Annotated in this window: 16 protein-coding genes and 4 tRNA genes; 13 read left to right on the top strand and 7 right to left on the bottom strand. The window is 42.9% G+C overall.

Annotation, left to right across the window (positions count from 1 at the left end):
• The 11 genes from AB4135_RS17440 to AB4135_RS17390 all read left to right on the top strand — a co-directional run.
• Positions 1 to 3,204, top strand: a 3,204-nt coding sequence (locus AB4135_RS17440) for a choice-of-anchor K domain-containing protein (RefSeq protein WP_371994736.1), incomplete at its 5' end; no start/stop codon positions are given.
• Between the two features lie 89 nt (positions 3,205 to 3,293).
• On the top strand, positions 3,294 to 5,471 hold the full coding sequence (locus AB4135_RS17435) for a type I secretion system permease/ATPase (RefSeq protein WP_371994735.1): 2,178 nt from the start codon (positions 3,294 to 3,296) through the stop codon (positions 5,469 to 5,471).
• Positions 5,468 to 6,850: an HlyD family type I secretion periplasmic adaptor subunit gene (locus tag AB4135_RS17430; protein WP_371994734.1), complete on the top strand. Its 1,383-nt coding sequence runs from the start codon at positions 5,468 to 5,470 to the stop codon at positions 6,848 to 6,850. The genes AB4135_RS17435 and AB4135_RS17430 overlap by 4 nt, the downstream gene beginning before the upstream one ends.
• Positions 6,851 to 6,882: 32 nt before the next feature.
• The gene (locus tag AB4135_RS17425; RefSeq protein ID WP_371994733.1) at positions 6,883 to 8,292 is read left to right on the top strand and encodes a TolC family outer membrane protein; all 1,410 of its coding nucleotides are present in this window, start codon (positions 6,883 to 6,885) and stop codon (positions 8,290 to 8,292) included.
• Complete coding sequence (locus AB4135_RS17420) at positions 8,289 to 8,894, top strand: OmpA family protein (protein WP_371994732.1); 606 nt, start codon at positions 8,289 to 8,291, stop codon at positions 8,892 to 8,894. Before AB4135_RS17425 ends, AB4135_RS17420 begins: the two co-directional genes overlap by 4 nt.
• An 18-nt stretch (positions 8,895 to 8,912) precedes the next feature.
• Complete coding sequence (locus tag AB4135_RS17415) at positions 8,913 to 9,626, top strand: transglutaminase-like cysteine peptidase (RefSeq protein WP_220738537.1); 714 nt, start codon at positions 8,913 to 8,915, stop codon at positions 9,624 to 9,626.
• Positions 9,627 to 9,634: 8 nt separating this feature from the next.
• The gene (locus tag AB4135_RS17410; protein ID WP_371994731.1) at positions 9,635 to 11,557 is read left to right on the top strand and encodes an EAL domain-containing protein; all 1,923 of its coding nucleotides are present in this window, start codon (positions 9,635 to 9,637) and stop codon (positions 11,555 to 11,557) included.
• A 409-nt stretch (positions 11,558 to 11,966) separates the two neighbouring features.
• Entirely contained in the window at positions 11,967 to 12,839 is an 873-nt protein-coding gene (locus AB4135_RS17405; protein WP_371994730.1) for a MipA/OmpV family protein, read from the top strand.
• A gap of 7 nt (positions 12,840 to 12,846) precedes the next feature.
• Positions 12,847 to 13,236, top strand: a complete 390-nt coding sequence (locus tag AB4135_RS17400; protein ID WP_371994729.1) for a DUF3019 domain-containing protein — start codon at positions 12,847 to 12,849, stop codon at positions 13,234 to 13,236.
• Between the two features lie 2 nt (positions 13,237 to 13,238).
• Entirely contained in the window at positions 13,239 to 13,934 is a 696-nt protein-coding gene (locus AB4135_RS17395; protein WP_371994728.1) for a response regulator, read from the top strand.
• A gap of 35 nt (positions 13,935 to 13,969) precedes the next feature.
• Complete coding sequence (locus AB4135_RS17390) at positions 13,970 to 15,253, top strand: ATP-binding protein (protein ID WP_371994727.1); 1,284 nt, start codon at positions 13,970 to 13,972, stop codon at positions 15,251 to 15,253.
• An 87-nt stretch (positions 15,254 to 15,340) separates the two neighbouring features.
• Here AB4135_RS17390 and AB4135_RS17385 read toward each other — a convergent pair whose 3' ends face one another.
• The 6 genes from AB4135_RS17385 to AB4135_RS17360 form a co-directional block, all read right to left on the bottom strand.
• Positions 15,341 to 15,826 (bottom strand): CC0125/CC1285 family lipoprotein, encoded by a 486-nt coding sequence (locus tag AB4135_RS17385; protein ID WP_371994737.1) that lies wholly within the window; start codon positions 15,824 to 15,826, stop codon positions 15,341 to 15,343.
• A 19-nt stretch (positions 15,827 to 15,845) separates the two neighbouring features.
• Positions 15,846 to 16,622 (bottom strand): outer membrane protein OmpV, encoded by a 777-nt coding sequence (ompV, locus tag AB4135_RS17380; RefSeq protein WP_371994726.1) that lies wholly within the window; start codon positions 16,620 to 16,622, stop codon positions 15,846 to 15,848.
• A 473-nt stretch (positions 16,623 to 17,095) separates the two neighbouring features.
• Positions 17,096 to 17,172 (bottom strand) — tRNA-Pro (locus tag AB4135_RS17375).
• 53 nt (positions 17,173 to 17,225) lie between these two features.
• A tRNA-Pro gene (locus tag AB4135_RS17370) sits at positions 17,226 to 17,302 on the bottom strand.
• A gap of 118 nt (positions 17,303 to 17,420) precedes the next feature.
• A tRNA-His gene (locus AB4135_RS17365) sits at positions 17,421 to 17,496 on the bottom strand.
• 40 nt (positions 17,497 to 17,536) lie between these two features.
• Positions 17,537 to 17,613 (bottom strand) — tRNA-Arg (locus AB4135_RS17360).
• A gap of 215 nt (positions 17,614 to 17,828) precedes the next feature.
• Between AB4135_RS17360 and AB4135_RS17355 the strand changes: the two genes are divergently transcribed.
• Positions 17,829 to 20,450, top strand: a complete 2,622-nt coding sequence (locus AB4135_RS17355; RefSeq protein ID WP_371994725.1) for a diguanylate cyclase domain-containing protein — start codon at positions 17,829 to 17,831, stop codon at positions 20,448 to 20,450.
• Positions 20,451 to 20,486: 36 nt separating this feature from the next.
• Here AB4135_RS17355 and rep read toward each other — a convergent pair whose 3' ends face one another.
• Complete coding sequence (gene rep, locus AB4135_RS17350) at positions 20,487 to 22,499, bottom strand: DNA helicase Rep (protein WP_371994724.1); 2,013 nt, start codon at positions 22,497 to 22,499, stop codon at positions 20,487 to 20,489.
• Positions 22,500 to 22,806: 307 nt separating this feature from the next.
• On the opposite strand from rep, the gene AB4135_RS17345 reads away from it, so the two are divergent.
• Positions 22,807 to 23,310: a TetR/AcrR family transcriptional regulator gene (locus tag AB4135_RS17345; protein ID WP_371994723.1), complete on the top strand. Its 504-nt coding sequence runs from the start codon at positions 22,807 to 22,809 to the stop codon at positions 23,308 to 23,310.
• The last annotated feature ends 1 nt before the right edge of the window (position 23,311 follow it).

Genomic DNA, 23,311 nt, shown 5'->3' with positions numbered 1-23,311 from the left:
GATACTGCCGATGTGACGCTGAATGTAGAAAATATAGATGACCCAGTTACTCTTGGAGCTCCAGCAACACTCACTGTTCACGAGTCAGCCCTGGCTACAGGCTCTGGTGGTGGACAATTTAAAGACGCCGGTTCGTTAACTGTTACTGCCAATGATGGCTTAGCAAGAATCGAAATAGGTAATACAAGCATTACACTAGCGATGCTTTTAGCGGCGTCTACAACACCAATTAATATTGCTGGTGATAACGGTACACTAACCATTACTGATTATAGCAATGGCATTCTTAGCTATACCTACACTCTTGATGCCAGGCAGGATCATGATCCTGCAGGGAATGGCAATGATGTCATTAATGATAATTTTGACATTACCGCATATGATAATGACGGTGATTCAGCCTCTATAACCTTACAAACCAACATCGTTGATGATCTTGCAGAAGCAAAAGATGATACAGACAGCGTTGAAGTATTAGTCGATAGCTTTTTAGTTGGTGGAGTTGAAGCTGTTTGGACTTCATCTACAGGAGGTGCCGACGTAGGCACATTTGATGGATTTAATGGCATAGACCCCGATGATTCAAACAATTACGGTGGCGGTAGTGACAATGACTCAGGGCATGATCAAATTCGCTGGGGTACCACTGATGGCAAACAGTCTGGTTATGGCTTTATCGATGATGATGCAACCTTAAACGGCGAAATTCAGTTAAACCAAGATATTACCCTTGGTACATTTACTCATTACAATTATACCGTTGATGGCGGCACAGCAATCACTGCGGCTACGATGACGATTACCTTTACTGTAACCGATGTTCACGGAGTAGCAACTGAAGTAACTTTAGAGATCCCATTCAGCCATAATGAGACTCCGAACAGTGACGATGCAGAAGCAAGTAAAGACATCATCGATATTGGAACACCACAAGTTACCTTTACCTATGAAGGTAACCTATACACAGTTCAAGTTGTCGGCTTTAGAGAGACAGATCAACCTAATGGAGAGGTCGTTACTCAAATTCGTACTGCGGAAGACCAATCAACTAGCTATGACGTGGTAGTCAGAATTGTAGAGGGTAGTAATTACGAACTACCTTCGACAACTGGCAATGTATTGACCAATGATATTACAGGTGCAGATACAGATATTACGGTTGTTGAAGTTGAGTCTGACTCCGGTTCTCTTGATGTAGGTGGTGCTTCAAGTACGACAATTGTAGGCTTATATGGCTCACTAACAATTAATAGCGACGGTAGCTATACCTATCAAGTTACGGCCAGCGCCAACCTTATCCCAGAGAATGCAGTAGAAGAGTTCGATTACACTATTGAAGATGCCGATGGTGATCAGTCTACAGCTACACTAACAATCAATGTTAATACTGTTGATGGTGACCTTTCACCAGTAAATCAACCTACCGTAACTCAAGATGACCGCTTGACTGTAGTTGAAGATAGTCCCCAATCAACAGGAAATGTTCTAACAGATGCAGTGACTGGAGATAGTGATCCTGATGATACGTTAACAATCGCAGGCTTTAGCATTAACGGAGCCGGTTACTCAGCAGGCACTACCATTATTCCGTTAGCTGAAGGCAGCTTCAGCTTAGATACTGATGGAACCTATACCTTCACTCCAACAGAAAACTGGAGTGGCACACTACCAACCATTACCTATACCACCAATACGGGAGCTACTGCAGATTTAGTCATTGAAGTTACAGCCAAAGCAGATGCGCCATTATTGGTGCAGAAAGGCTTCCAAAGTCTAGCTGCAATGAACTTTGAAGATGTGGAGTTAAATGGCTCAAGTTGGTCTGGTGGCATTGAAATTAATGCGGTTGAAGGTGCAAACACCATCGGTGTTTGGAATACAGCCAATAATGATGGCTTCGTCGAAGTGGGTCGCGAAGGGACTTATTTAGCAGGTGACTCTGGTAACCAGGTGATGGAAATTGAAGGTGATGATGGCGACAAAACACTATATACCGACATCGAGTGTGAGGCTGGTCGCTTTTACCAAGTAGGCTTCGATATTGCAGCCAGACTTAACAATGCTGATACCTCAGGAATGACAATATCATTAGCTCAAGTCGATGCTCAAGGTAATGTCATTGAGGGTACAGAGCAGCTACTGTATACCTTTGATCCTGAAGATAGTAACTGGTTACTCAATCAGGAAATCACCTTGCCAGTTGACACATCTGGAACCTATAGGCTCATATTCGAATCTCAAAATGATGACTCTGTAGGCGCTATTCTAGATAACCTCAGCTTTAAGGCTGTTGATAACCAAGGCTATGAAAATGATTTCGTTAAATTAAGTGAGATTGAAGCAAGCTTAGTTGACAGCAGCGAGACGCTAAATATAAGCCTGGCAGGTATTCCGAATGGATCCGAGCTAAAAGGACTATTACTCAATGGCTCAGCGATACAAGTAACCGTTAACGGTACAGTTAATCTAGATGGCTGGGATTTGAGCACGTTACAAGTTCAAGTTGCGAATTCTGGCACCTATGACTTGACAGTCACAGCAACCTCAACCGAGGCAAACAATGGTGATGTTGCCACCTCTACGGTTCCATTTGAACTCATTATTTTGGATGACCCAGATGCAATTAATGGTGCACCAGGACCTGACGGCGTAGCCCCACTAAATGTAGAGTTTGAAGCTTTTGAACAACTATCCGCTTTAAAAGCACCGAATGCACGGATTGCGAGTAATGAATCCGAGGATGATAATGTTCAATTTGCTACATCTGAAAGTGATTCAATGATCGCTGGCTTAGGTGGTGATACCTTTGTATGGGCTGAAGATGCTATTGCAGGCACCGACAGTACAGACCACATTAGCAACTTAAATATTGAAGAAGACAAGCTGGATCTGAGTGATATTTTGCAAGGTGATGACATTGATGAAATCAGTCAGTATATCAATTTCACCGATGATAATGGTTCTACAAGCATTAATATCGATACCGATCAAAATGGCAGCTTTGATCAACACATAGTGTTAGACGGTGTTGATCTTATTTCTCAATTTGGTAGTAATTCAGAAGAGATCATTAGTGGATTACTCGGAGATAACGGTGAAGGCCCTCTCATAGTAAGTAACAGCCAGGGTGATACACTCATTATTGACTCTAACGAACAGTCTCCTAATGACTTAGATAATAATGGTGTACTTAATTCACTATAGTAGCTAAGACGAAGTATGAGGGGTGTGGCAAATATCCCCCTCATGTCCGATACTAAAGAATAATAAAATCTTAAGGATAAGTCCCCAAGGTGCCAGCTTCAGCTTCTAAGAAAACTGATCAGTGGACGATATCGGCTTCTCAACGAGTTGTCGTCGATCCTCTGTTAGACAGTTTAGTTTTGCTTACTGAATATTTCGGTAGCCCCTGCTCTAGCGACTCTCTAGCCGCAGGCCTTCCTATGCAAGGCCATGTATTAACGCCTGAGTTATTGCCACAAGCAGCAGCTCGAGCAGGGTTAGCGGCTAAGCTTTCTCGTAAAGGTTTAAATGAGATCACCCCAATACTGCTACCCAGCATATTGTTACTTAAGGATAAGAAGGCTTGCCTGCTTAGAGAGCTTGATATTGAGCAAGATAAAGCGATTATTCAGCTACCAGAAACAGGTGGTGAACAGACATTATCGATTGAAGAGCTAGAGGCCATTTATGTCGGTTACCTGTTTCTTGTTAAGCAAGAATATCGTGGCGATATGGGCTTTGATGTCCACCTGCACGAGAATAAATCTCATTGGTTACTGCAGACACTTAAAGATTCTGCACCTATCTACCGAGATGCTTTAATTGCTTCGGTTTTAGTTAACCTTTTTGCACTGGTATCACCGCTGTTCATCATGAATGTATACGACAAAGTCGTGCCAAACCTGGCATTCGACTCGTTGTGGGTATTAGCCATTGGCGCAGGCATCGCTTATATATTTGATCTGATAATGCGCCAGTTACGCAGCTATTTAATTGATGTAGCTGGAAAGAAAGTTGATATTATTGTCTCATCAAAACTGTTCGCCAAAGCCGTTGGTATTCCATTAGAAAAACGCTCCCCAAGTGTTGGCGGAATGGCAAAACAACTGGGAGAGTTCGATAGCATAAGAGATATTCTCACCTCAGCAACCATCACCACCTTAGTGGATCTTCCTTTTGCACTATTTTTCTTGACCATCATCTATTTAGTCGCAGGTGATCTAGCACTTATTCCATTAGTCGGCAGCTTCATCATTATTGGTTATACCCTGATTATGCAGCCAAAATTAAAAGCTGCTATTGAAGAAACTAATAAGTTCTCAGGCTTGAAACATGGTCACCTTATTGAATCGCTATCTTCACTTGAATCAATAAAATCAAGTGGTGCAGAAGGACTTGTACAGAAAAGCTGGCAACAGATGATTGGTCATACGGCGAACTGGCAGCTAAAGGCAAAAAAAATCTCCACCTCTGTGACTAATGTCGCCACATTTGTCGTACAAACATCAGTGATTTTTGTGGTTATTCTAGGGGTTTACCGTGTTGCCGACAATGCTATTTCTATGGGTGGGATCATCGCAGCCGTTATCTTATCTAGCCGTGCTATCTCTCCAATGGCGCAATTAGCTGGACTCATGACCCGCGGCAACCAAACTGCCAGTGCACTGCGTCAGCTAAATGAGATCATGACCCAAGAAGACGAATTTGAAAATAAAGGTCACCTTGTCAGTCGTCAGCGCCTGCGCGGACAGATAAACGCTCATACTTTAGGCTTTAGTTATTCGAACTCTGAGCGCCCAATACTGCATCCAATGTCATTAAAAATTGAGCCCGGTGAGCGGGTTGCCATCATTGGTCGTAATGGTTCAGGCAAAAGTACTTTAGCTAAAATTTTAGTAGGCCTTTTTCAGCCGAGTAAAGGCAGCATCACTTACGACGGTCTCGATTCAGCTCAAATACACCCTAGTGATCTGAGACGTAACTTTGGTTACCTACCACAAGATATCACCCTGTTTCATGGCAGCATTCGCGACAACATCCTTTTTGGAACTCGCCAAGTGACCGAGCATCAACTGATAAGAGCAGTCCAGCTATCAGGCGTTAACTTGTTTACCAACTTAGAATCTGAAGGGCTCGACCAACAAGTAGGTGAAGGTGGACGAGAGTTATCACGTGGTCAACGACAGACCATAGCATTAGCCCGAGCCACTTTGAATGACCCACCAGTACTGCTGATGGATGAACCCACTGCCAGTTTAGATGCTAGAGCTGAAAAACAGTTTATCCAAGCGATGCACAATGTCAGCCGAGACCGAACGCTACTGCTCATTACTCACAAAATGCACCTACTTAATCTAGTCGATCGCATTATTGTATTAGATCGTGGCCACATTGTTGCTGATGGTGCAAAAGCTGACGTGCTTAAGAAACTGAATGAAGGGCTACTTGCAGGAGTGCCCAATAAATGAGTAAACACCTCACTTCACAAGACTTAGAGATGGTTGATGATGTCTATGGCGCGATGATGACTGACGCGCCAGCCAGTCACCGATTAACCATTTGGGCACTTACAGCTCTGGCTTTCACCTTTTTAATTTGGGCCTATTTTGCAGAGTTAGACCAAGTAACGACGGGGATGGGTAAAGTCATTCCCTCTTCGCAAATACAGGTTATACAGAGTTTAGATGGCGGTATATTGCAAGACATGTACGTGCAAGAAGGTTTAATTGTAACAAAAGGCCAGCCCCTTGCACGTATTGATGCAACTCGCTTTCAATCTGACTTTGCGCAACAGGAGCAAGAGGTAAATAGCCTGCTTGCCAATGTTATTCGACTAAAGACAGAACTGAACAGTATTACTATTTCCAGTATCGGTTCTGATTGGCGTGAACAGGTAAAAATATTGCCTCAAGCGTTAGTCTTTCCTCAGTTATTAGAAACCAATGAGCCAGAGCTAACCAAGAGACAACGCGAAGAATACCTAGGCCGTATTGATAACCTCAGTAACCAGCTCGCGATCCAAGCTAGACAGATCCAGCAACGTAACCAAGAGATCCAAGAACTAGCCTCAAAAATTAGAACACTTACTACTAGTTTCCAGTTGGTATCTAGAGAGCTAGAGCTTACAAGACCACTTGCAGACAAAGGAATTGTGCCTGAGGTTGAGCTGCTTAAATTGCAACGTGTGGTCAATGACATTCAAGGTGAACTCTCCTCCTTAAGGTTATTAAGACCAAAAGTAAAATCAACCATGGATGAAGCGATATTAAAACGTCGTGAATCTGTACTGATTTTTGCCGCTGATACTCGCGCCCAGTTAAATGAAATGCAAACTAAATTGTCACGTATGAATGAAGCACAAGTGGGCGCCCAAGATAAGGTCAGTAAAGCAGAAATTGTCTCACCGGTTAACGGCACCATTAAGTCAGTGCACATCAACACGCTTGGCGGTGTTGTGCAGCCCGGTGTCGATATCATTGAGATCGTTCCATCAGAAGACAAACTACTGATCGAAACCAAGATTGTTCCAAAGGACATTGCCTTTCTACATCCTGGGCTACCAGCAGTAGTCAAAGTCACCGCTTATGACTTTACTCGTTATGGTGGGCTAGACGGCGTTGTAGAGCACATTAGTGCCGATACAACCCAAGATGAAGAGGGTAATAGTTTCTATATTGTAAAAGTTAGAACGGAGTTTTCTAGCTTAACAAAGGACGATGGCACGGAAATGCCTATCATACCAGGGATGTTGACCTCGGTTGATGTAATTACTGGGCAGAGATCCGTTTTAGAGTACATACTTAATCCAATATTACGGGCTAAAGATACCGCGCTCCGAGAGCGTTGAAGCCCAATAAAAAACGACCTGGAGGGGTTAACATGGACACCAGCACAATACGGCAGGTAAAACGTAGTGCAATTGCACTCGCCGTTGGCGCGCTGATATTACCAGCAGCGGCTTATAGCCAAACGTTGGAACAAGCAGTAGCGCACACATTAGATACGAACCCTGAAATACGGATCGCATTTAACCGCTTTAAAGCGCGCGAAGAGCAAGTCAACCAAGCAGTAGCCGGTTATATGCCGACGGTAGATATCTCAGGAGGCTATGGTTGGGAACAAACCAATAGCCCATCGACTCGTCGTCGTGCAGGACAAGGCGAAGTCGATTCTGACGGCGTGATTGAGCTAGAAAGAGGCGAAGCAGGTTTTAGTATCAAGCAGATGCTTTTTGACGGTTTTTATACCAGCAGTGAAGTTGATAGATATAGCTTTGAAGCGAGTGCAGAGCAGTGGGCACTATTTGCTGCCGCCGAAGATATGGCACTGGACGTTGTTAAGGTTTACACCAATTATATTCGCAGTGAGCAAGTACTGACATTGGCCGAGAAAAACCTTGAAAGCCATAAAGATATTTATGATCAAATTAAACAGAGAACCGATTCAGGCTTAGGTTCGACCGCAGATCTATCACAGATCACCGGCCGTCTAGCCCGCGCTAACGCCAATGTTATCTCTGCGCGTAATAATTTCTACGATGCCAAGTCGCAGTTTGTTCGTATCGTAGAGCAACAACCAGAAGATATGATTGTACCTGTACCCGATGCCGATATGTTACCTGTCGACTTACAAACCAGTGTCATGATGGCGCAAGAGAATCATCCTATTTTGAAGTCGGCTTCAAGTGATATTTTTGCTGCCGAGAATGAACGAGAATCTGCCCAATCAAATTACTATCCCAAGTTTACCTTAGAGCTAGATGGTAACTGGAATAATGATATTGATGGTGAAGATGGCGCTGGTGCATTTCAAAATGTAGGCGGTCACAACAACGATCTAGTCGCTATGATCAGGGTTAAATATAACCTGTTTGCAGGTGGTCGTGATTTAGCTCGAGAAAAAGAAGCTGCCTACAAAATAGGTGAAGCGAAAGAGATCCGTCAGCGAGCTCATAGACAAGTGGTTGAAGGTGTCAATCTAGCTTGGAATGCATACGAGTTGCTTACCCCGCAAAAGATGTACATTCGTGATCATGTCATTGCAGCAAAAGACACTCAAGTTGCTTATAGTCAACAGTTCAATTTAGGCCAACGTACATTGCTGGATCTGCTAGATACAGAAAATGAGCTATTTGAAGCACGAAAAGACTACTTAGAATCTGAGTACGATGAAATAGTGTCCCAGTATCGTGTTCTTAATGCCACTGGACAGTTGCTCGACTCATTAAGAGTCACACGTCCAGATGTATGGCAAGGTGAGCGTGATTACGAAGGAGGAGTACCGCAATGAGAACCCTAATTATATTATTGAGTTTCGCTATATTAGGTGGCTGCTCAATGCGTGACACCGTATCAATGGATACACCAACGAAGCAGGTGCATGACTTAAATGACATCGACCATGATGGTGTAATTGTAGCCAGAGAACGCTGCACAGAAACTGAACTCGGAGCGACGATCGATAACTACGGTTGCGGTAAAATCAAACCGATTAACGAGCGTCAAGAGCTAAAGATTTTGTTTGCTAATGACTCTTACTACATCGATCCTGTGTATTATACCCAAGTCGAAATTATCGCTACTTTCATGCAAAAATTTCCCAACACACAAGCCGTGATTGAAGGGCACTGTAGTAAGACGGGTAGCCACGAGCACAATCAAGAGTTATCACAAAACAGAGCCAACGCAGTAAGTGCACTGCTTAGCGAACGCTTTGATATTGAATCGTCTCGATTAAGTGCTGTAGGATATAGTTTTGATCGCCCAATCGATCCCACTCATACCGCAGCAGCACATAAGGTGAACCGTAGAGTTATCGCAGAGCTAACTGGTGATGACACCACCGCTGATATGAAATGGCATATATATACTGTAGATGAAGTGACTAAGTAGGAGACTCTCTAACGTCATATGAATGGCAGGCTTTATAAATTACAAAAATTAAAAAAAGTCTGCCAATTCACTTTGACTGGATTGGCTTTGTCTGTGTCCTCACTTTATCTGGATGCAGACCCAATACCGCAGTTAGACGAAGCCCACATAACCCAAACCATAGAGTCTCAATATGGAGAACGGGCGGGAAAACGCATTAGGGCTTGGTTTAAAATAATTGATGAAGCTAAGGGGCTACAAGATAGCGATAAAATATTAATGGTTAATAATTTTTTTAACCTTTTTCATTTTGTCGACGATATAAAACTTTGGGGAAATAAGAATTATTGGGCAACACCAATGGAATTTATTGGTGTTAGTGGTGGCGATTGCGAAGACTTTTCTATCGCAAAGTATTTCACGTTGCTGCAGCTTGGCGTTTCAGAAGACAAATTACGTATTACCATGGTTAAGGCGACGAGTGTTAACCAATACCATATGGTGCTTGCGTATTATGAAACTCCCTCCTCTATTCCTCTCGTTTTAGATAACCTTGATAAATCTATAAAACCAGCAACTCAGCGTAAAGATCTTATACCGGTATACAGTTTTAACGGTCGACAATTGTGGCTAAATAAAGAAAAAGGACGAGGCGTTCTAGCAGGCTCTTCATCGAAACTTGCGAAATGGAATGACCTAAAGCATCGTTTAGGTGTTGAACGACTAAAGCAACCTAAACTAAAACTGGAGTAGTTAACAAGATGACACTGTTTCGACAGATATACACACTTCTGTTTGCACTGTTTTTACTAGTAGTAGCGAGTTTAGGTTATGTGCAATTTACCGAGACCCAAAGCTTTCTAACTAAGCAGATGGAGTCTGACCTCAACAATACCAGTAACTCTCTCGGTATAATGCTGGTACCTGATTTAGAGGCTGGCGACATCGTCGGTGCAGAAACCTTAATTAATGTAATCTTTGAAGGTGGCTATTACCAAGAAGTAAAACTAACTTGGTTGGTTGATGGCAAACAACAGGTTTGGCAAAACCCACTCACTATCGAAGGTGTGCCGCAATGGTTTATTGACCTTGATCTGTTTGACACCATTCGCCGTGAAAGCACCATTACAACGGGTTGGATCCAACTTGCTAGACTTGAAATAACTGCTCACCCAGGTTTTGGCTACCATGAACTATGGCGCACAATGACTAACGCGATTATGGTTTTCTCAGTACTATTTTTAATCGCTATTATCCTCGCTCGCGTCGGCTTAACTTGGATTTTAAGACCACTGCATGATATTGCAGAACATGCCAAGGAGATTGCTAATAGAAAGTTTGGTCCAGATATGACTGTACCCAAGACCCGAGAGTTAAAGTCGGTGGTACAAGCTTTCAATAGCATGTCAGCTCAACTTAAGCAGATTTTCAGTTCTCTCGATGAAGAGGTTGGTGAGCTCAGAAAGAAAAACCTTGTTGACCAAGTATCTACTCTACCTAATCGCCAATATATGATGGGCAGGCTCAGCGGCTGGCTAAGTGAACCTAAAAATGGTGCACTGATCATGGCCAAAATGGATTGGTTGGAAGAGGTGCACAGTAAGTACGGTTATCAAGTTCGAGATGAGACCATCAAACTGTTATCACAGAAGATGAAGCAACATTTAGATGGCGTTAGCACTTCTGTCATTGCGCGCATCGCAGCCTATGAGTTTGCATTCTTGATTACGAGCTCAGAGCATGAGCAGACCAGTAAATACCTACAAACTCTTATCCGCACCATTAACCAAGAGATCTCTAAAGCAGGCTGTAAGCCTAACGAAGGGTTTGCACTTGGTATTGCCGAGCGTAAGGGGCAAATGACGGTAAGTGACATTTTAGCTCAGGCTGATAATGCGCTACAAAAATCATTGCAAGAAAACAAAGTCTTCCATTGGTTTGAGACCAGTGAAAAGCAGTTGTTCACCCGTGAGCAATGGCGCGAACATTTAAGCAGCGCAATTAGTGCTGGTAAATTTAAGTTCAAATGGCAACCAATATTGCTTAATGACAATGACGCCGTATTACAAAGAGAGCTCTATTGTCAGCTCGAAATAGGTGAAAAGAAGATATTTGCTGGTCAATTCATGCCCTACATTGAGCTATTGTCTTTAGGAAGCTTGCTCGATAAGTGCTTAATAGACACCATCAGCACCAGAGCACTGCTGGATCGAAACTTCGAACCTATCGCGATTAACCTGACTTTCGAGAGTATTAACGATACAGAGTTCCACCAGTGGCTTAATAAGTTACTGCGTTCATCAGCTTTAAGAGAACGCATCTGTTTTGATATCCCAGAAGCTGCTGTATATAGCAGCCCAGAAGCCTGTGAAGCTCTGTGTACCATCATTAGAGATAACGGTGCACATTTTGGCATTGATCATTTTGGTCGTCAGTTTGGCTCAATGAGCTACTTACAGAACTTACGACCAAGTTACGTCAAACTCGACCAGTCTTTCGCCTATTATGATGAAAGTGAGCATAGTAGTGAATTGTGCCGTGCGCTGATTAACGTGGCTAAAGGGTTAGATATTGAGGTGATAGTCACCGGTATTGAGGAGAGGGCTCAACTAGAACGCTTTGTGCCTTTAAAAACCAACGCCTATATGGGCTATGTTTCGCCACCTGTGGATATAGAGCTATAGCAAGAACAGCTTAAGTCAATCCATAAAGGCCTCATTAGAGGCCTTTTTTGTGAGAAATAGCCAGCCTTCAGCACAACACAATCGACCACAAACAGATAAATATGAAGTCGAAACATGACTCATGTACAATTCAAGCAACACTTGTAAATAAACAACATTAAGAAGCTGGGTTATTGCTTTTGTTTGCAACAAGGCTTAACTTTTTAGCTAAATGACTTTTGATACGGCAAACACACCATACATTATGCTATTCGGTCACGAACAGAAATGGTGACACAGATACTCACCAATAATCACGTAAAGAGTGTTTTTAAATAGTTGCGTAAAATCAATCTAATGGAATAATATTTTGTTCATTCTTTCAAAGGTTTCTAACTCTTATTGCTCTCTCAATAAGCCAGCAAATGTTATGAACACTGACCTTTGCTCCCTATTTCGATATATTCTCAGAACGCTTACGTTGGTTTTTATATTATCTCCTACGCTAGCCTCTGCCTCTGACATCGCAAGCAGTGTAGCGGGCGGAGTTGATAACCGACTGACTAACGGTGGCTATTTTGAGTTAGGAGCCAGCGTTTATGGTGTCAACAAGGTTGATATTCGACAAACGGAGCACCAAGCGATACAACCCTCGTTATTAATCAGTGGTATGTATCAATATAATGGTCTTTTTGTTGAAATGGTTCATCAATCTCAAGATGGTATCAACCTAGGCTACAACTTTTGGAACTCTGAAAACTGGTCACTAGATCTACTCTTCGCCAATCTAAAAAGTTCATGGTCACGCCCTGAAGGCATTGATCCCGCAACACTCAATGAGGCCGATCGTAACGCCTACCTGATGTCTGAAGAGTCGATTTATGTTGGAGCTGGTTTTCGCGCCACTCGCTATTGGGATGACCACTACGTATTCCAATATAGAATAGTGAGCGACTATTACGATGACCAAGGGATACAGAGCTCTGCACGATTAGGAAAGTCTTGGCAAATACGCAACTGGAACTTTCACGCATTAGGCAGCGTTGAATACTCATCTGCAACATTGAACCAGCACCTTTTTGGTGTAAGCAGTGATGAGGCAACAGCACTCTTTCCACAATACCAACCTGAGAGTTCATTTAGTTACGGGGTAGAACTCGGCGTCGCCTACCCAATTAGCGAAAGCTTTGTATTTCGAGCGATGTATCGTATCAATATGCTCTCAGACGAAGTCACCAATAGTCCTTTTAATGAGGCTGATCACGTGTCGTTTTTTAACGCATCAATCAGCTATGTATTTTAGGTGGCTTATGAATAGATTTTATTCCTGGTTGCCGCTAATCTTATTTGCAGCCCCGTCGATAGCCTCAGAGCATAAACAACCTATCACTTTCACTGCAACACCAGAGCAATGTGTTGCTTTGCACAAAGGACAGATTTGCTATCAAGATGTATTATTTCAATGGCAAACACCGGCTATTGGTCGCTTTTGCCTAATGTTGTCACCAAGTCAGCAACCATTAATCTGTTGGGATGGAAAAACGCTACAACAATTTAAATACAGCTTCGAAAGTGACTCAACCACTATATTCAAGTTAGTAAATCAAGATGACTTAAATGCTGTTGCTGAGGTAAAGGTTGTCGTCACTTGGGTTTACAAAGCCCCAAAGCAAAGTCCATCTGGCTGGAGATTATTTTAATAATGGCTAATGTGAAACACATATTGGTTGTCGAAGATGATAGCTCTCTGGCTGAGTGGATAAGTGATTACCTACTCGACCATGGATATAGTATTACTGTCGCAAATCAGGGCGATTATGCGCTAGCAATGATCGCAGAAGAGCGACCTGATTTAGTGCTCTTAGATGTCATGCTGCCCGTTAAAAATGGCTTTGACGTCTGTAAAGAAGCTCGGGCTTTCTATACGGGGCCAATTCTATTTATGACCGCTTGTGTTGAAGATGGTGATGAAATTCAGGGGCTAGAGGTGGGCGCTGATGATTACCTGACTAAACCTATTCGACCACAAGTCATGCTTGCTCGAATCAAAGCCTTACTGCGCCGCGCGACTGACGATAATATAAAACAACAACTGGTATTCGACTCTTTAATCCTAAATGCAGCGGCTAAATCTGTCACCATTGACCAGCAAGTCTTAGATCTAAATGCAAATGAGTTTGATGTTTTATGGTTACTGGCTCTGAAGGTTGGCACAGTCGTTAGCCGTACCGATTTAATTGCCGAGCTCAGAGGCATTGAATATGACGGCTTTGATCGCTCTATCGATATCCGCATATCACGTCTACGTAAAAAACTACATGAGGCCAAAAACCAGCCCTATAAGATCAAGACTATTAGGGGTAAGGGTTATCTATTTTGCCGTGAAGATGAATCATAGCTATCGATATACAGTTCTATAACTAGGTCATATCAATGAAAAAACTAATCATTTCTCTCATCCTGGTAGTGCTTGCCTCCATTATCAGTTTAGGCTGGTCAATTAGTGAATTTGCTACATTACAAAACCCTGATACTGATAGCACTAGCACTAACGAACAGTTAGCCGCATTAAAATTAGTAGGCGTTACACTATCACGCACACTTGCTAACGACGAAGCTAATCAACAAGGATTTGTCGACAATTGGAATCAACATAACCAACAGCAGATGTCACTCACCCCAAAGGTTGAATTTATACTGCCACCCTCATTAAAACTACAGTTTAATAATGAAAAGGCCCTAGCGCTGGAGTCTGACGAAGGTATATCACTGCACTACCTAATACCTGATACTGGCCAAGTGCTCAATATCAAAACCCAACTCACATCACCTGAAGAAAAAAGCTTTGACCTCAATAAGCTTTATACCATGTTGTTTTATATTGGTGTCGTGGCGATATTATTAGTATGGGTATCTCCGCTTATCAGGCAATTATTAACCCTAAGCAAAACAACTCAAGCATTTGGCATGGGTGAGTTACAACAGCGAATTGACGTCAAAAAAACCTCCTATATCGCAACCATCGAAACAGAATTTAACCGTATGGCTGATCGTATTCAGCAACTAATTGATGACAATAAACTATTAAGTAGAGCTGTATCTCACGACCTAAAAACACCTATAGCGCGTTTGCGTTTCGGCATTGAAGCACTTGAAGAAACTCAAAATGAGCAACTGCGGGTTAAGTATTTTAAGCGACTAAATCGCGATATTGATGCAATGGAGGAATTAGTTGCAACACTATTGAACTATGCACGCCTTGACCAAGCGAATATTCAGCCTGAATTGCAATCTGTAGAACTTAATGCCTGGTTAGAAAGGAAACTAGTTGGACACGCCGACAATCGCTTACAACTTGAATATATTCCCGCATCACAATCTATAATGATCAATACAGATCCTAAATATCTATCAATGCAAGTTGCCAACTTGCTCAGCAATGCAGCACGCTTTGGTCAGTCAAAAATTAAGGTTCGATTAGAACTTACCGACAACGCGACTTGGCTGCACGTTGAAGATGATGGCCAAGGAATCGCCGAAACTGAAACCGAACAAGTGGTTAAGCCTTTTGTCCGAGGGCAGCAGAGTCGAGGCAATGCGGGCCACGGTATGGGACTCGCCATCGTCAAACGCATTGGAGATTGGATGGGATCAGAACTTGTTATTGGCCGCTCAATTGAGTTAGGTGGGGCAAAAATGTCACTCAAATTTAAATGATTAGCCTTAGCTAGCACGGATGCTTTTACAAATACTAAAAACGCCCTCATTGAGGACGTTTCCATATGAACCTACGATAATCGCTATTTAACTGTCAGTAGAGACGTTGCTTAAAATGTAATGAGTATCATAGATACGTGCCCCAGAGTTCGCAGGGTGCTGTTTAAGCCCTGTGACCTCAACAACCGTAGATGTCTCTTTATCAATGGTAGAACTACCCCACAGAATATCACTAGTGGTAGTGCCTGCACCAAATTGGCCAACCGAATCTCGGTTAGTTTGCTCATTGGTAAAGGTAAAATAAGGGTAACCTGCTTTTTGGCACAACTCTGCAGATTTCAACATGACATACTTACGTGTCAGCGCCCTATCGGTATTAGTATTGCCCACAAAGCTTATTTGCCAGCTATCAGCGGCAATTTGCATCGTTTCAAACCCTTTACCGAAGGTCCAAAAACTCTTCTCGGTATCATAAGGAGTTGCACAAGCCGTTAGGACGACCGCCAATGCGATGCCGACAGATAGGTTCTGTAATGTTTGTTTTCTTTGTGATAGTTTTTTCAATAATGTCATCATCTTTCCCCCTAGGATATTAGAAACTGTAGTTAACACCTAAGGTTGTTACCCATTGGTTTTTACTATCAATCAGCGGCGAGTCAGCCATGTCAGATCCTAAACGTGAATAACCTGTTGCTTGAGTAATATCTAAGTGCTCACTAATCGGAACCACCATCGCATAGCCGACTTTATAAGCGAATGCACCATCAGCCTGATATACAGGACGTTGTGCAGTAGCGTCAGATTTCGACACACCAGCGTAGTAATTAACGTAGTCTTTGCTAAAGTAATGCACCCCAGCGTAAGGCACAAAATCTGCAAAACCGATATTCATAGGCTGATAGTAAGTAACATCCGCTTGGAAGCCATCATAAACGCCCGTTACGTCATGCTGAAACTTAGTTGATAGCGTGCCTTGTCCTAAGTGAATATCGGCATTTAAGCCCAGATCACCACTAATTTTACGATCCTTCATACCTTTTAATATATCGGCATCATCTGCATCAAAAGCTGGGTTGGCAGTCGCAAAAACACTGAAGTTTACCGTGCTATCGTTTGAGCCAAAGAAGCGGTAATTCACACCGGCAAGATCAGCATTAAAGTCCTCACCGTGATAACCACCATTTAAATAAAAACCCGTTTTATGATCTTGGCCTTTGTAAAACTCACTGCCAGTAGCAGCACCAGCGCCAGCAAAAAACTGCCCTTGATGGCTATATATGTTGCCGTTGCGAATATAGGTATTACCGCCCTCTGCGAATGCGGCATTAGACAATAAGATAGCTGAGATAGCGAAATAGATTTTATTCATGGAGTTAGTCCTTTTACATCGTTCAAATGATAGTGAGCTCACTATATTTGATGTCGATTTAGGACTCTGTATCCAAATGTATCCTGAGAAACAATCTGCAGATACATCCTTGAGAAGCTGCTCCCCAGTAAGGTAACCAGTCGTTAAAGTGGGACGCTTTTCTTTTTTAATCCAAACGGAAAACCTCTTGATTTCTCAAGAGGTTTTCGAAAGTGGCCAGTCGTTAATGTTGGATTCAAATACTTTCTTTATAACGAACTAACAGAAAAGCCCTTCGATTACTCGAAGGGCTTAATGCAAAGTGGTCGGTCGTTAAAGCTGGATTCGAATCTCTTTTCCTCGCTAAAACGAAAAAAGCCTCTTGATTACTTTAGCGGCATATCGAAACCGGTCGGTCGTTAAAGCTGGATTCGAATCTCTTTTTTTATCCAAACGAAAAAAGCCTCTTGATTTCTCAAGAGGCTTTTCGAAAGTGGTCGGTGATAGAGGATTCGAACCTCTGACCCTCTGGTCCCAAACCAGATGCGCTACCGGGCTGCGCTAATCACCGTAAACTCTTTTTTTAAATTGCTAAATACCGAGTAAACTCACTATTTATTAATGTGGTCGGTGATAGAGGATTCGAACCTCTGACCCTCTGGTCCCAAACCAGATGCGCTACCGGGCTGCGCTAATCACCGAGTCTAAATTAGATATTTAAAGAGGGTCACCCTCTGCTTCGCTTCTTATCACAATCCTGATGCGTTACCAGGATGCGCTAATCACCGAGCTTTTTACTTTAAAACTTCACAAGGAAAATGGGGTGACTGATGGGGCTCGAACCCACGACAACCGGAATCACAATCCGGGGCTCTACCAACTGAGCTACAATCACCACTGCTTATTTCCTACTAACAAAACTTTCGTTTCCAATCTGGTGCACCCAGAAGGATTCGAACCCTCGGCCTCACCCTCCGGAGGGGTGCGCTCTATCCAGCTGAGCTATGGGTGCCTGCCTTGTTAGCGCCGCATATAATATGGATAAATAGCCCCCCCGTCTACACTTGATTTGCTTTTTTTTACCTGTTTGCTCAAGAATTGAGTGATTAGTATGCTTTTAAAGCATCGCTGTACAAAATAAAGCCTTGGATATAAAGATTTTTCATGTTATTTATATTGATTAGCTCAATTCCAGATCAGAATAAAAATAGCGCTTGGCGGAAATGCATGTTTAGGGAAGAAACATCGCAGTCGACAGAAACTGTGAAATTAAATAAAAGGATTGCACGCTTAAAAGTATTGGCTCAAAAATACAAGCGCGCAGAAGTCACCCAAAATGCTTTGTTAGATATTTCTAACTTCGCAGCAAGCGTCAGCACACCTGAAGAGTTCTATTCATCTCTGCATCAATCACTCAAGAAGCTAATTCCTGCTGACAATTTTTTTATCGCAACGCTTAACCCAACGACAGAAAGAATTGAAGTTCCTTTTTTCGAAGATGAAAAAGATCTCCACCCTGAAGATTGCTACCCAGAAGAAGACCTATCCGACATGCTCTATAGTGGCTTAACCGGATATGTACTTAAAACAGAGCAGGCGTTAATTTGTAATAACGATACCTACACAGAGCTGGTCGCCTCGGGCGTCATTGTTCCACGGGGCAGTGATTGTCATCAATGGGTTGGTGTGCCAATTAAAAGTGTAGAAAACACCACTGGTGTGCTTGTGGTGCAAAGCTATCACCCCGATACCTATTACGGTGATATGGAATTAGAACTAATGACATTCATTAGCCACCACATATCAGCGGTGATTGAACGTCTGCAATATCAAGAACAACTCGAACTTGCCATCGAGACTCGCACTAAAGAGCTGAGTATTGCTTATAACAAGCTAAAACTTGAAGTCTATGAAAGACGAAGAGCCGAACGATTACAAAAATCTCTGTTTGAGATTGCCGATCTTGCGACTTCAAACATTGATAACCTTGAGTTTTACGAAGAGCTTCATCGGGTTATTAGCCATTTAATTCCAATTAATAATTGTTTTATCTCATTGCTTAATGACGAACGGGATTCACTAAGTTTCCCCTACTTTGTTTCGCAGTTTGATCTACCATCACCTAAACCACGGGCTATCAGCGATGGCTTAACCGAGTATATTTTACTTAATCAAAAGCCGAGACTATTAGAGCGCAGTGATATCGATGCCCTTATTCAGTCTGGTGAGCTTTACTGTGAAGCACCTGAGTTAAACGACACTCAGGAGATCAATCAGTGGATAGGCTTACCACTATTCATTCACGGTGAAGTTAGAGGTTCGCTAACGATTTACAGCTATAGTTATAGCCAAAACTATCAAGAAAAAGACCTCGAACTATTGACGTTTGTATCGCAACATATTGCGACTGCTATAGAGAAAAAACTGTCGGCTGAATCATTACAAATTAGCTACGAACAACTTGAAGAAAAGATTAATGAGCGAACTCAAACGTTGGCTTGTGTCAACGGTGATCTTGAAAAAGAGATAAGCCAACGTAAGCGTATCGAGCGTCAATTAGTCCATGATGCCAAGCATGATAACCTCACTGGTTTACCAAATCGTGCCATGTTTATGGAACGCTTATCGCAATCAATTAAGCATGTTCGCCGCCATACTCTCGACAAGTTCGCCGTACTGTTTATCGATATGGATAGGTTTAAACTACTTAACGATACCTTAGGTCACCTAGAAGGCGACCGCTTTCTTATCGAAACAGCAAAACGTCTTAAACTGTGTATTCGCAATAATGACATGTTAGCCCGTTTAGGCGGTGATGAGTTTGTGATTTTACTCGATTCTGTTGGTAGCCAAAAAGATGCTGAAGATGTCGCAGAGCGGGTATTACTTGAGTTATCACGGCCCTATACATTGGCCAATCAGCAACTCAACTCTAGCGCAAGCATAGGTCTCGCCATGAGCGGGCAAAACAATTCAGATACCAGCGAATCAATTCTGCGCAATGCTGACAACGCAATGTATCAAGCAAAATCTAAAGGTAAAGGCTGCTACGTACTCTTTGATCAAGGCAGTAATAAACAGCATGTGCAGGAGCTTGAGCTAGAAAACGAGCTTAAAGTTGCACTAGAGAACGGCGATCTACAGTTGAGTTACCTGCCCATTATGGAGCTAGATTCCGAGAGGGTCATTGCATTTGAACCAAGGCTTTTTTGGCAGCACCCAACCTTAGGCAAAGTAAAGCAAATACAGCTCAACAACATTGCAGAGCATTGCAATATGCTTATTGAGCTTGATAACTACATGTTGGCAATGATTAACGACGGCTTTCATTCGTTAGAGCAGCGCTTTGGGGTGGACTTCCACATACAAGTATCGATATCCAGTCAGCATTTGAACCATAAACATGCACTCAGAGCGCTAAAGAATAAGGTAAAGCAGTGTCACTTTGATCTAACCAAGCTAACGCTATTTTTCAACGAAAAAGAGTTTGTCCAAAACGCCAATAACCATATCAATGCTTTTGAACAGCTCAATGGTCTCAACGTGCAACTCGGTATCGATGGTTACGGCAGTGCCCATAGCGCGATAAGCAGCTTAACCTTCTTACCCATTCAGTCGTTAAAGCTAGACTCTAGTTACGCCACTCATCTTGAGAGTGAGCAACACTTAAAGCTCATCAAGGCATATTACAGTGCAGCTAGAGCATTAGAACTGGAAATATTTGCAGTAGGGGTTGCAACTAAAGTGCATTGCCAAGTGCTATCGGATATAGGGTTTGAAAAGGGACAAGGAATAGCACTTGGAAAAGTGTTTGAACTCGATAATACCAGCAGTCAAGTTTGTGCATAACGCAGCAGTTTATTCGCTGCTGCGTCTGCGCATTAACTACTTCTTAAACATATCTCTCAGGTTTGCAATATTGGCCTTACCTGACTGCTGACGCTGTTCTGCACTTTGGGCTGGCTTTCTATTTTCCCAAATCAAGTCATCTTGCGGCAACTCCATTAAGAAACGACTTGGCTCACAACGAATAGTCTCACCAAACTGACGTCGTTCACGGCAGATAACAAACCATAACTCTTTTTGTGCTCGGGTGATCCCTACGTAAGCTAAGCGACGCTCTTCATCAACATTATCTTCATCAATGCTACTTTGGTGTGGCAAAATTCGCTCTTCAGCCCCCACCATAAACACGTAAGGGAACTCCAACCCTTTTGATGCATGCAGTGTCATTAGTTGTACTTGATCACCGCCCTCGTCTTCACTATTGCGTTCCATCATGTCACGCAGCGTTAGCCTAGCGACCACTTCAGGTAGCGTCATCCCTTCATCAAGCTCATCACCTTCAAGCATCTCTGTTACCCAACGATAAAGCTCAGAGATATTCTTCATCCGCATCTCTGCGGCTTTAGCACTGGTGCTAGTCTCGTATAGGTAATCTTCGTAATTTATATTACGGATCAACTGCTTGACAGCTTCTACTGGATCGCCGCGCTCAGCACAATCCCCCGTCTCCACCACAAAGCGGCCAAACTTATACAACGAAGCCATAGCCGCTGGCGGCAGTTCATGGTTAAGGTCTGCTTCAAAAATAGCGGCAAACATCGAAATCTGTTTCTTATTGGAGAAGTTACCTAAGCGCTCTAATGTGGCAGGACCGATCCCTCGCTTCGGCAAGTTAACTATCCGTAAAAAAGCATTATCGTCGTCAGGATTCACCACCAAACGCAGGTAAGCCATGATATCTTTGATCTCTGCACGACCAAAAAATGAGGTGCCACCACTGAGCTTGTAGGGAATACGGTTAGTCATCAACGCTCGCTCAAGTAAACGAGACTGATGGTTACCCCGATACAAAATGGCGTAGTCACCATATTGTGTTCGACCAACAAACTTATGCCGGATCATCTCCGCGACGACTCGCTCAGCTTCCTGCTCCTCATTGGCAGCTATCAGCACGCGAATAGGTTCACCATAAGCCAGCTCACTAAACAGGGCTTTTTCATAAACATGCGGGTTATTAGCAATTAAGATATTGGCCGCACGCAAAATGCGCTGACTAGAGCGATAGTTCTGCTCCAGCTTAATCAGTTTCAATTTAGGGAAATCTTTACCAAGTAACACCAAGTTCTGCGGTTTAGCACCACGCCAGGAGTAGATAGACTGATCATCATCACCTACCACGGTAAAACGCGCTCGATCTCCCACCAGCAGTTTAACCATCTCATACTGACTGGTATTGGTATCTTGGTACTCATCCACCAGCATATATTGGATGCGAGTTTGCCAGCGCGTTCTGACCTCTTCATTTTGCCTAAGCAGTAATGTCGGCAATAAAATAAGATCATCAAAATCAAGCGCATTGTAGGCTTTCATATGTTGCGCGTAACGATGATACAACACAGCAAACAGCTGCTGCTGTTCATCTTTGGCAATTTTTGATGCTTGCGCAGGGATCACCAAATCACCTTTCCAATTAGAAATGGTGGTGGCTAGCAATCGCAGCAAGTCCTTGTCTTCATCCAGCTCATCAAGAGTCAATTCTTTAAGCAACGCCAAGGTATCTTGATCATCAAACAGTGAAAAACCAGGCTTTAAGCCCACCACTTTATGTTCGCGCTTAATAATCTCTAATCCAAGAGTATGAAAGGTTGAGATCCACAGACCACGGGCTTCTTTGCGCCCCATAGACTGCGACACACGCTCTTTCATCTCACGTGCTGCCTTATTGGTAAACGTCACCGCAGCAATATTGCGCGCCTTATAGCCACACTTTTCCACCAGATAAGCGATCTTATTAATAATCACTCTGGTTTTGCCACTACCTGCACCAGCAAGCACTAAACAGGGACCACTAACATAGTGAACCGCGTCATTTTGTCCGGGATTGAGCTTCATCTGTACTTAACAACCAAGATATTAAAAGGAAGGCACTAAAAAACGAATGATAGCAGAAAGCCAATAGCTAACGAAAAGTTATCAGAAAAATCCTCTGACGATAGACTATATTTAAAAACAAACTTATACCATTACAGTGTAAAGAGCCGCCTCGTCCACGATTATTTCTTGCTTATCCACAAAGTGAACACTACACTAATGAATGAACGTTCATTCATTATATATCGTATTTATGTCAAACAAACGTGATTTAATTTTAAGAGCCTCTGAAAAGATTATCGCCACGGGCGGGATTCAAGGACTTTCTATGCAGCAAGTAGCGAACGAAGCTGGCGTTGCTGCAGGCACTATCTACCGCTACTTTAAAGACAAAAATGAGCTCATTATAGAGCTTAGAAAAGATGTCTTAGCTCAAGTCGCGGCACATTTATTGGCAGACCACCAGCAAGGGACTTTAGAGCAACGCTTCAAGCGGATCTGGCTCAGGATGCATTACTTTGGCAGAGAGCGTTCACCGACCAATTTAAGCTATGAGCAATATGCACATCTACCCGAGAGCAATACCGATGAGATCCGTCATCTAGAGTTCACTCTGTTTGCGCCGCTGCATCAGTTATTTGAAGAGGGTAAAGCTCTAGGTATTATGCAGCCTCTGAACTCGCGCGCCCTCTATGCACTATCTATGGAGCCAGCTATGGCACTCGCTCGCACCACACGACGCGGACTCATTCAGTATGAAACTCATGAGATCGAACTAGTTTGCGACCTATGCTGGAAATCAACTTTACTCCCAACTCAATCTACTCACTAAA

It is taken from the genome of Shewanella sp. 10N.286.54.B9 (assembly GCF_041468565.1).
In the GTDB taxonomy this organism is placed as follows: domain Bacteria; phylum Pseudomonadota; class Gammaproteobacteria; order Enterobacterales; family Shewanellaceae; genus Shewanella.
The sequence above is the reverse complement of the archived record's forward strand: the minus strand, read 5'-3'. Positions and strand labels throughout refer to the sequence as shown.

Excerpts from the sequence above, each read along its gene's own strand:
- AB4135_RS17345 (WP_371994723.1), top strand. The coding sequence starts at position 22,807 with ATGCAGCAAGTAGCGAACGAAGCTGGCGTTGCTGCAGGCACTATCTAC.
- ompV (WP_371994726.1), bottom strand. The coding sequence starts at position 16,622 with ATGAATAAAATCTATTTCGCTATCTCAGCTATCTTATTGTCTAATGCC.
- AB4135_RS17405 (WP_371994730.1), top strand. The coding sequence starts at position 11,967 with ATGAACACTGACCTTTGCTCCCTATTTCGATATATTCTCAGAACGCTT.
- AB4135_RS17430 (WP_371994734.1), top strand. The coding sequence starts at position 5,468 with ATGAGTAAACACCTCACTTCACAAGACTTAGAGATGGTTGATGATGTC.
- AB4135_RS17395 (WP_371994728.1), top strand. The coding sequence starts at position 13,239 with ATGGCTAATGTGAAACACATATTGGTTGTCGAAGATGATAGCTCTCTG.
- AB4135_RS17390 (WP_371994727.1), top strand. The coding sequence starts at position 13,970 with ATGAAAAAACTAATCATTTCTCTCATCCTGGTAGTGCTTGCCTCCATT.
- AB4135_RS17355 (WP_371994725.1), top strand. The coding sequence starts at position 17,829 with ATGTTTAGGGAAGAAACATCGCAGTCGACAGAAACTGTGAAATTAAAT.
- AB4135_RS17425 (WP_371994733.1), top strand. The coding sequence starts at position 6,883 with ATGGACACCAGCACAATACGGCAGGTAAAACGTAGTGCAATTGCACTC.
- AB4135_RS17385 (WP_371994737.1), bottom strand. The coding sequence starts at position 15,826 with ATGACATTATTGAAAAAACTATCACAAAGAAAACAAACATTACAGAAC.
- AB4135_RS17415 (WP_220738537.1), top strand. The coding sequence starts at position 8,913 with ATGAATGGCAGGCTTTATAAATTACAAAAATTAAAAAAAGTCTGCCAA.
- AB4135_RS17410 (WP_371994731.1), top strand. The coding sequence starts at position 9,635 with ATGACACTGTTTCGACAGATATACACACTTCTGTTTGCACTGTTTTTA.
- AB4135_RS17400 (WP_371994729.1), top strand. The coding sequence starts at position 12,847 with ATGAATAGATTTTATTCCTGGTTGCCGCTAATCTTATTTGCAGCCCCG.
- AB4135_RS17420 (WP_371994732.1), top strand. The coding sequence starts at position 8,289 with ATGAGAACCCTAATTATATTATTGAGTTTCGCTATATTAGGTGGCTGC.
- rep (WP_371994724.1), bottom strand. The coding sequence starts at position 22,499 with ATGAAGCTCAATCCCGGACAAAATGACGCGGTTCACTATGTTAGTGGT.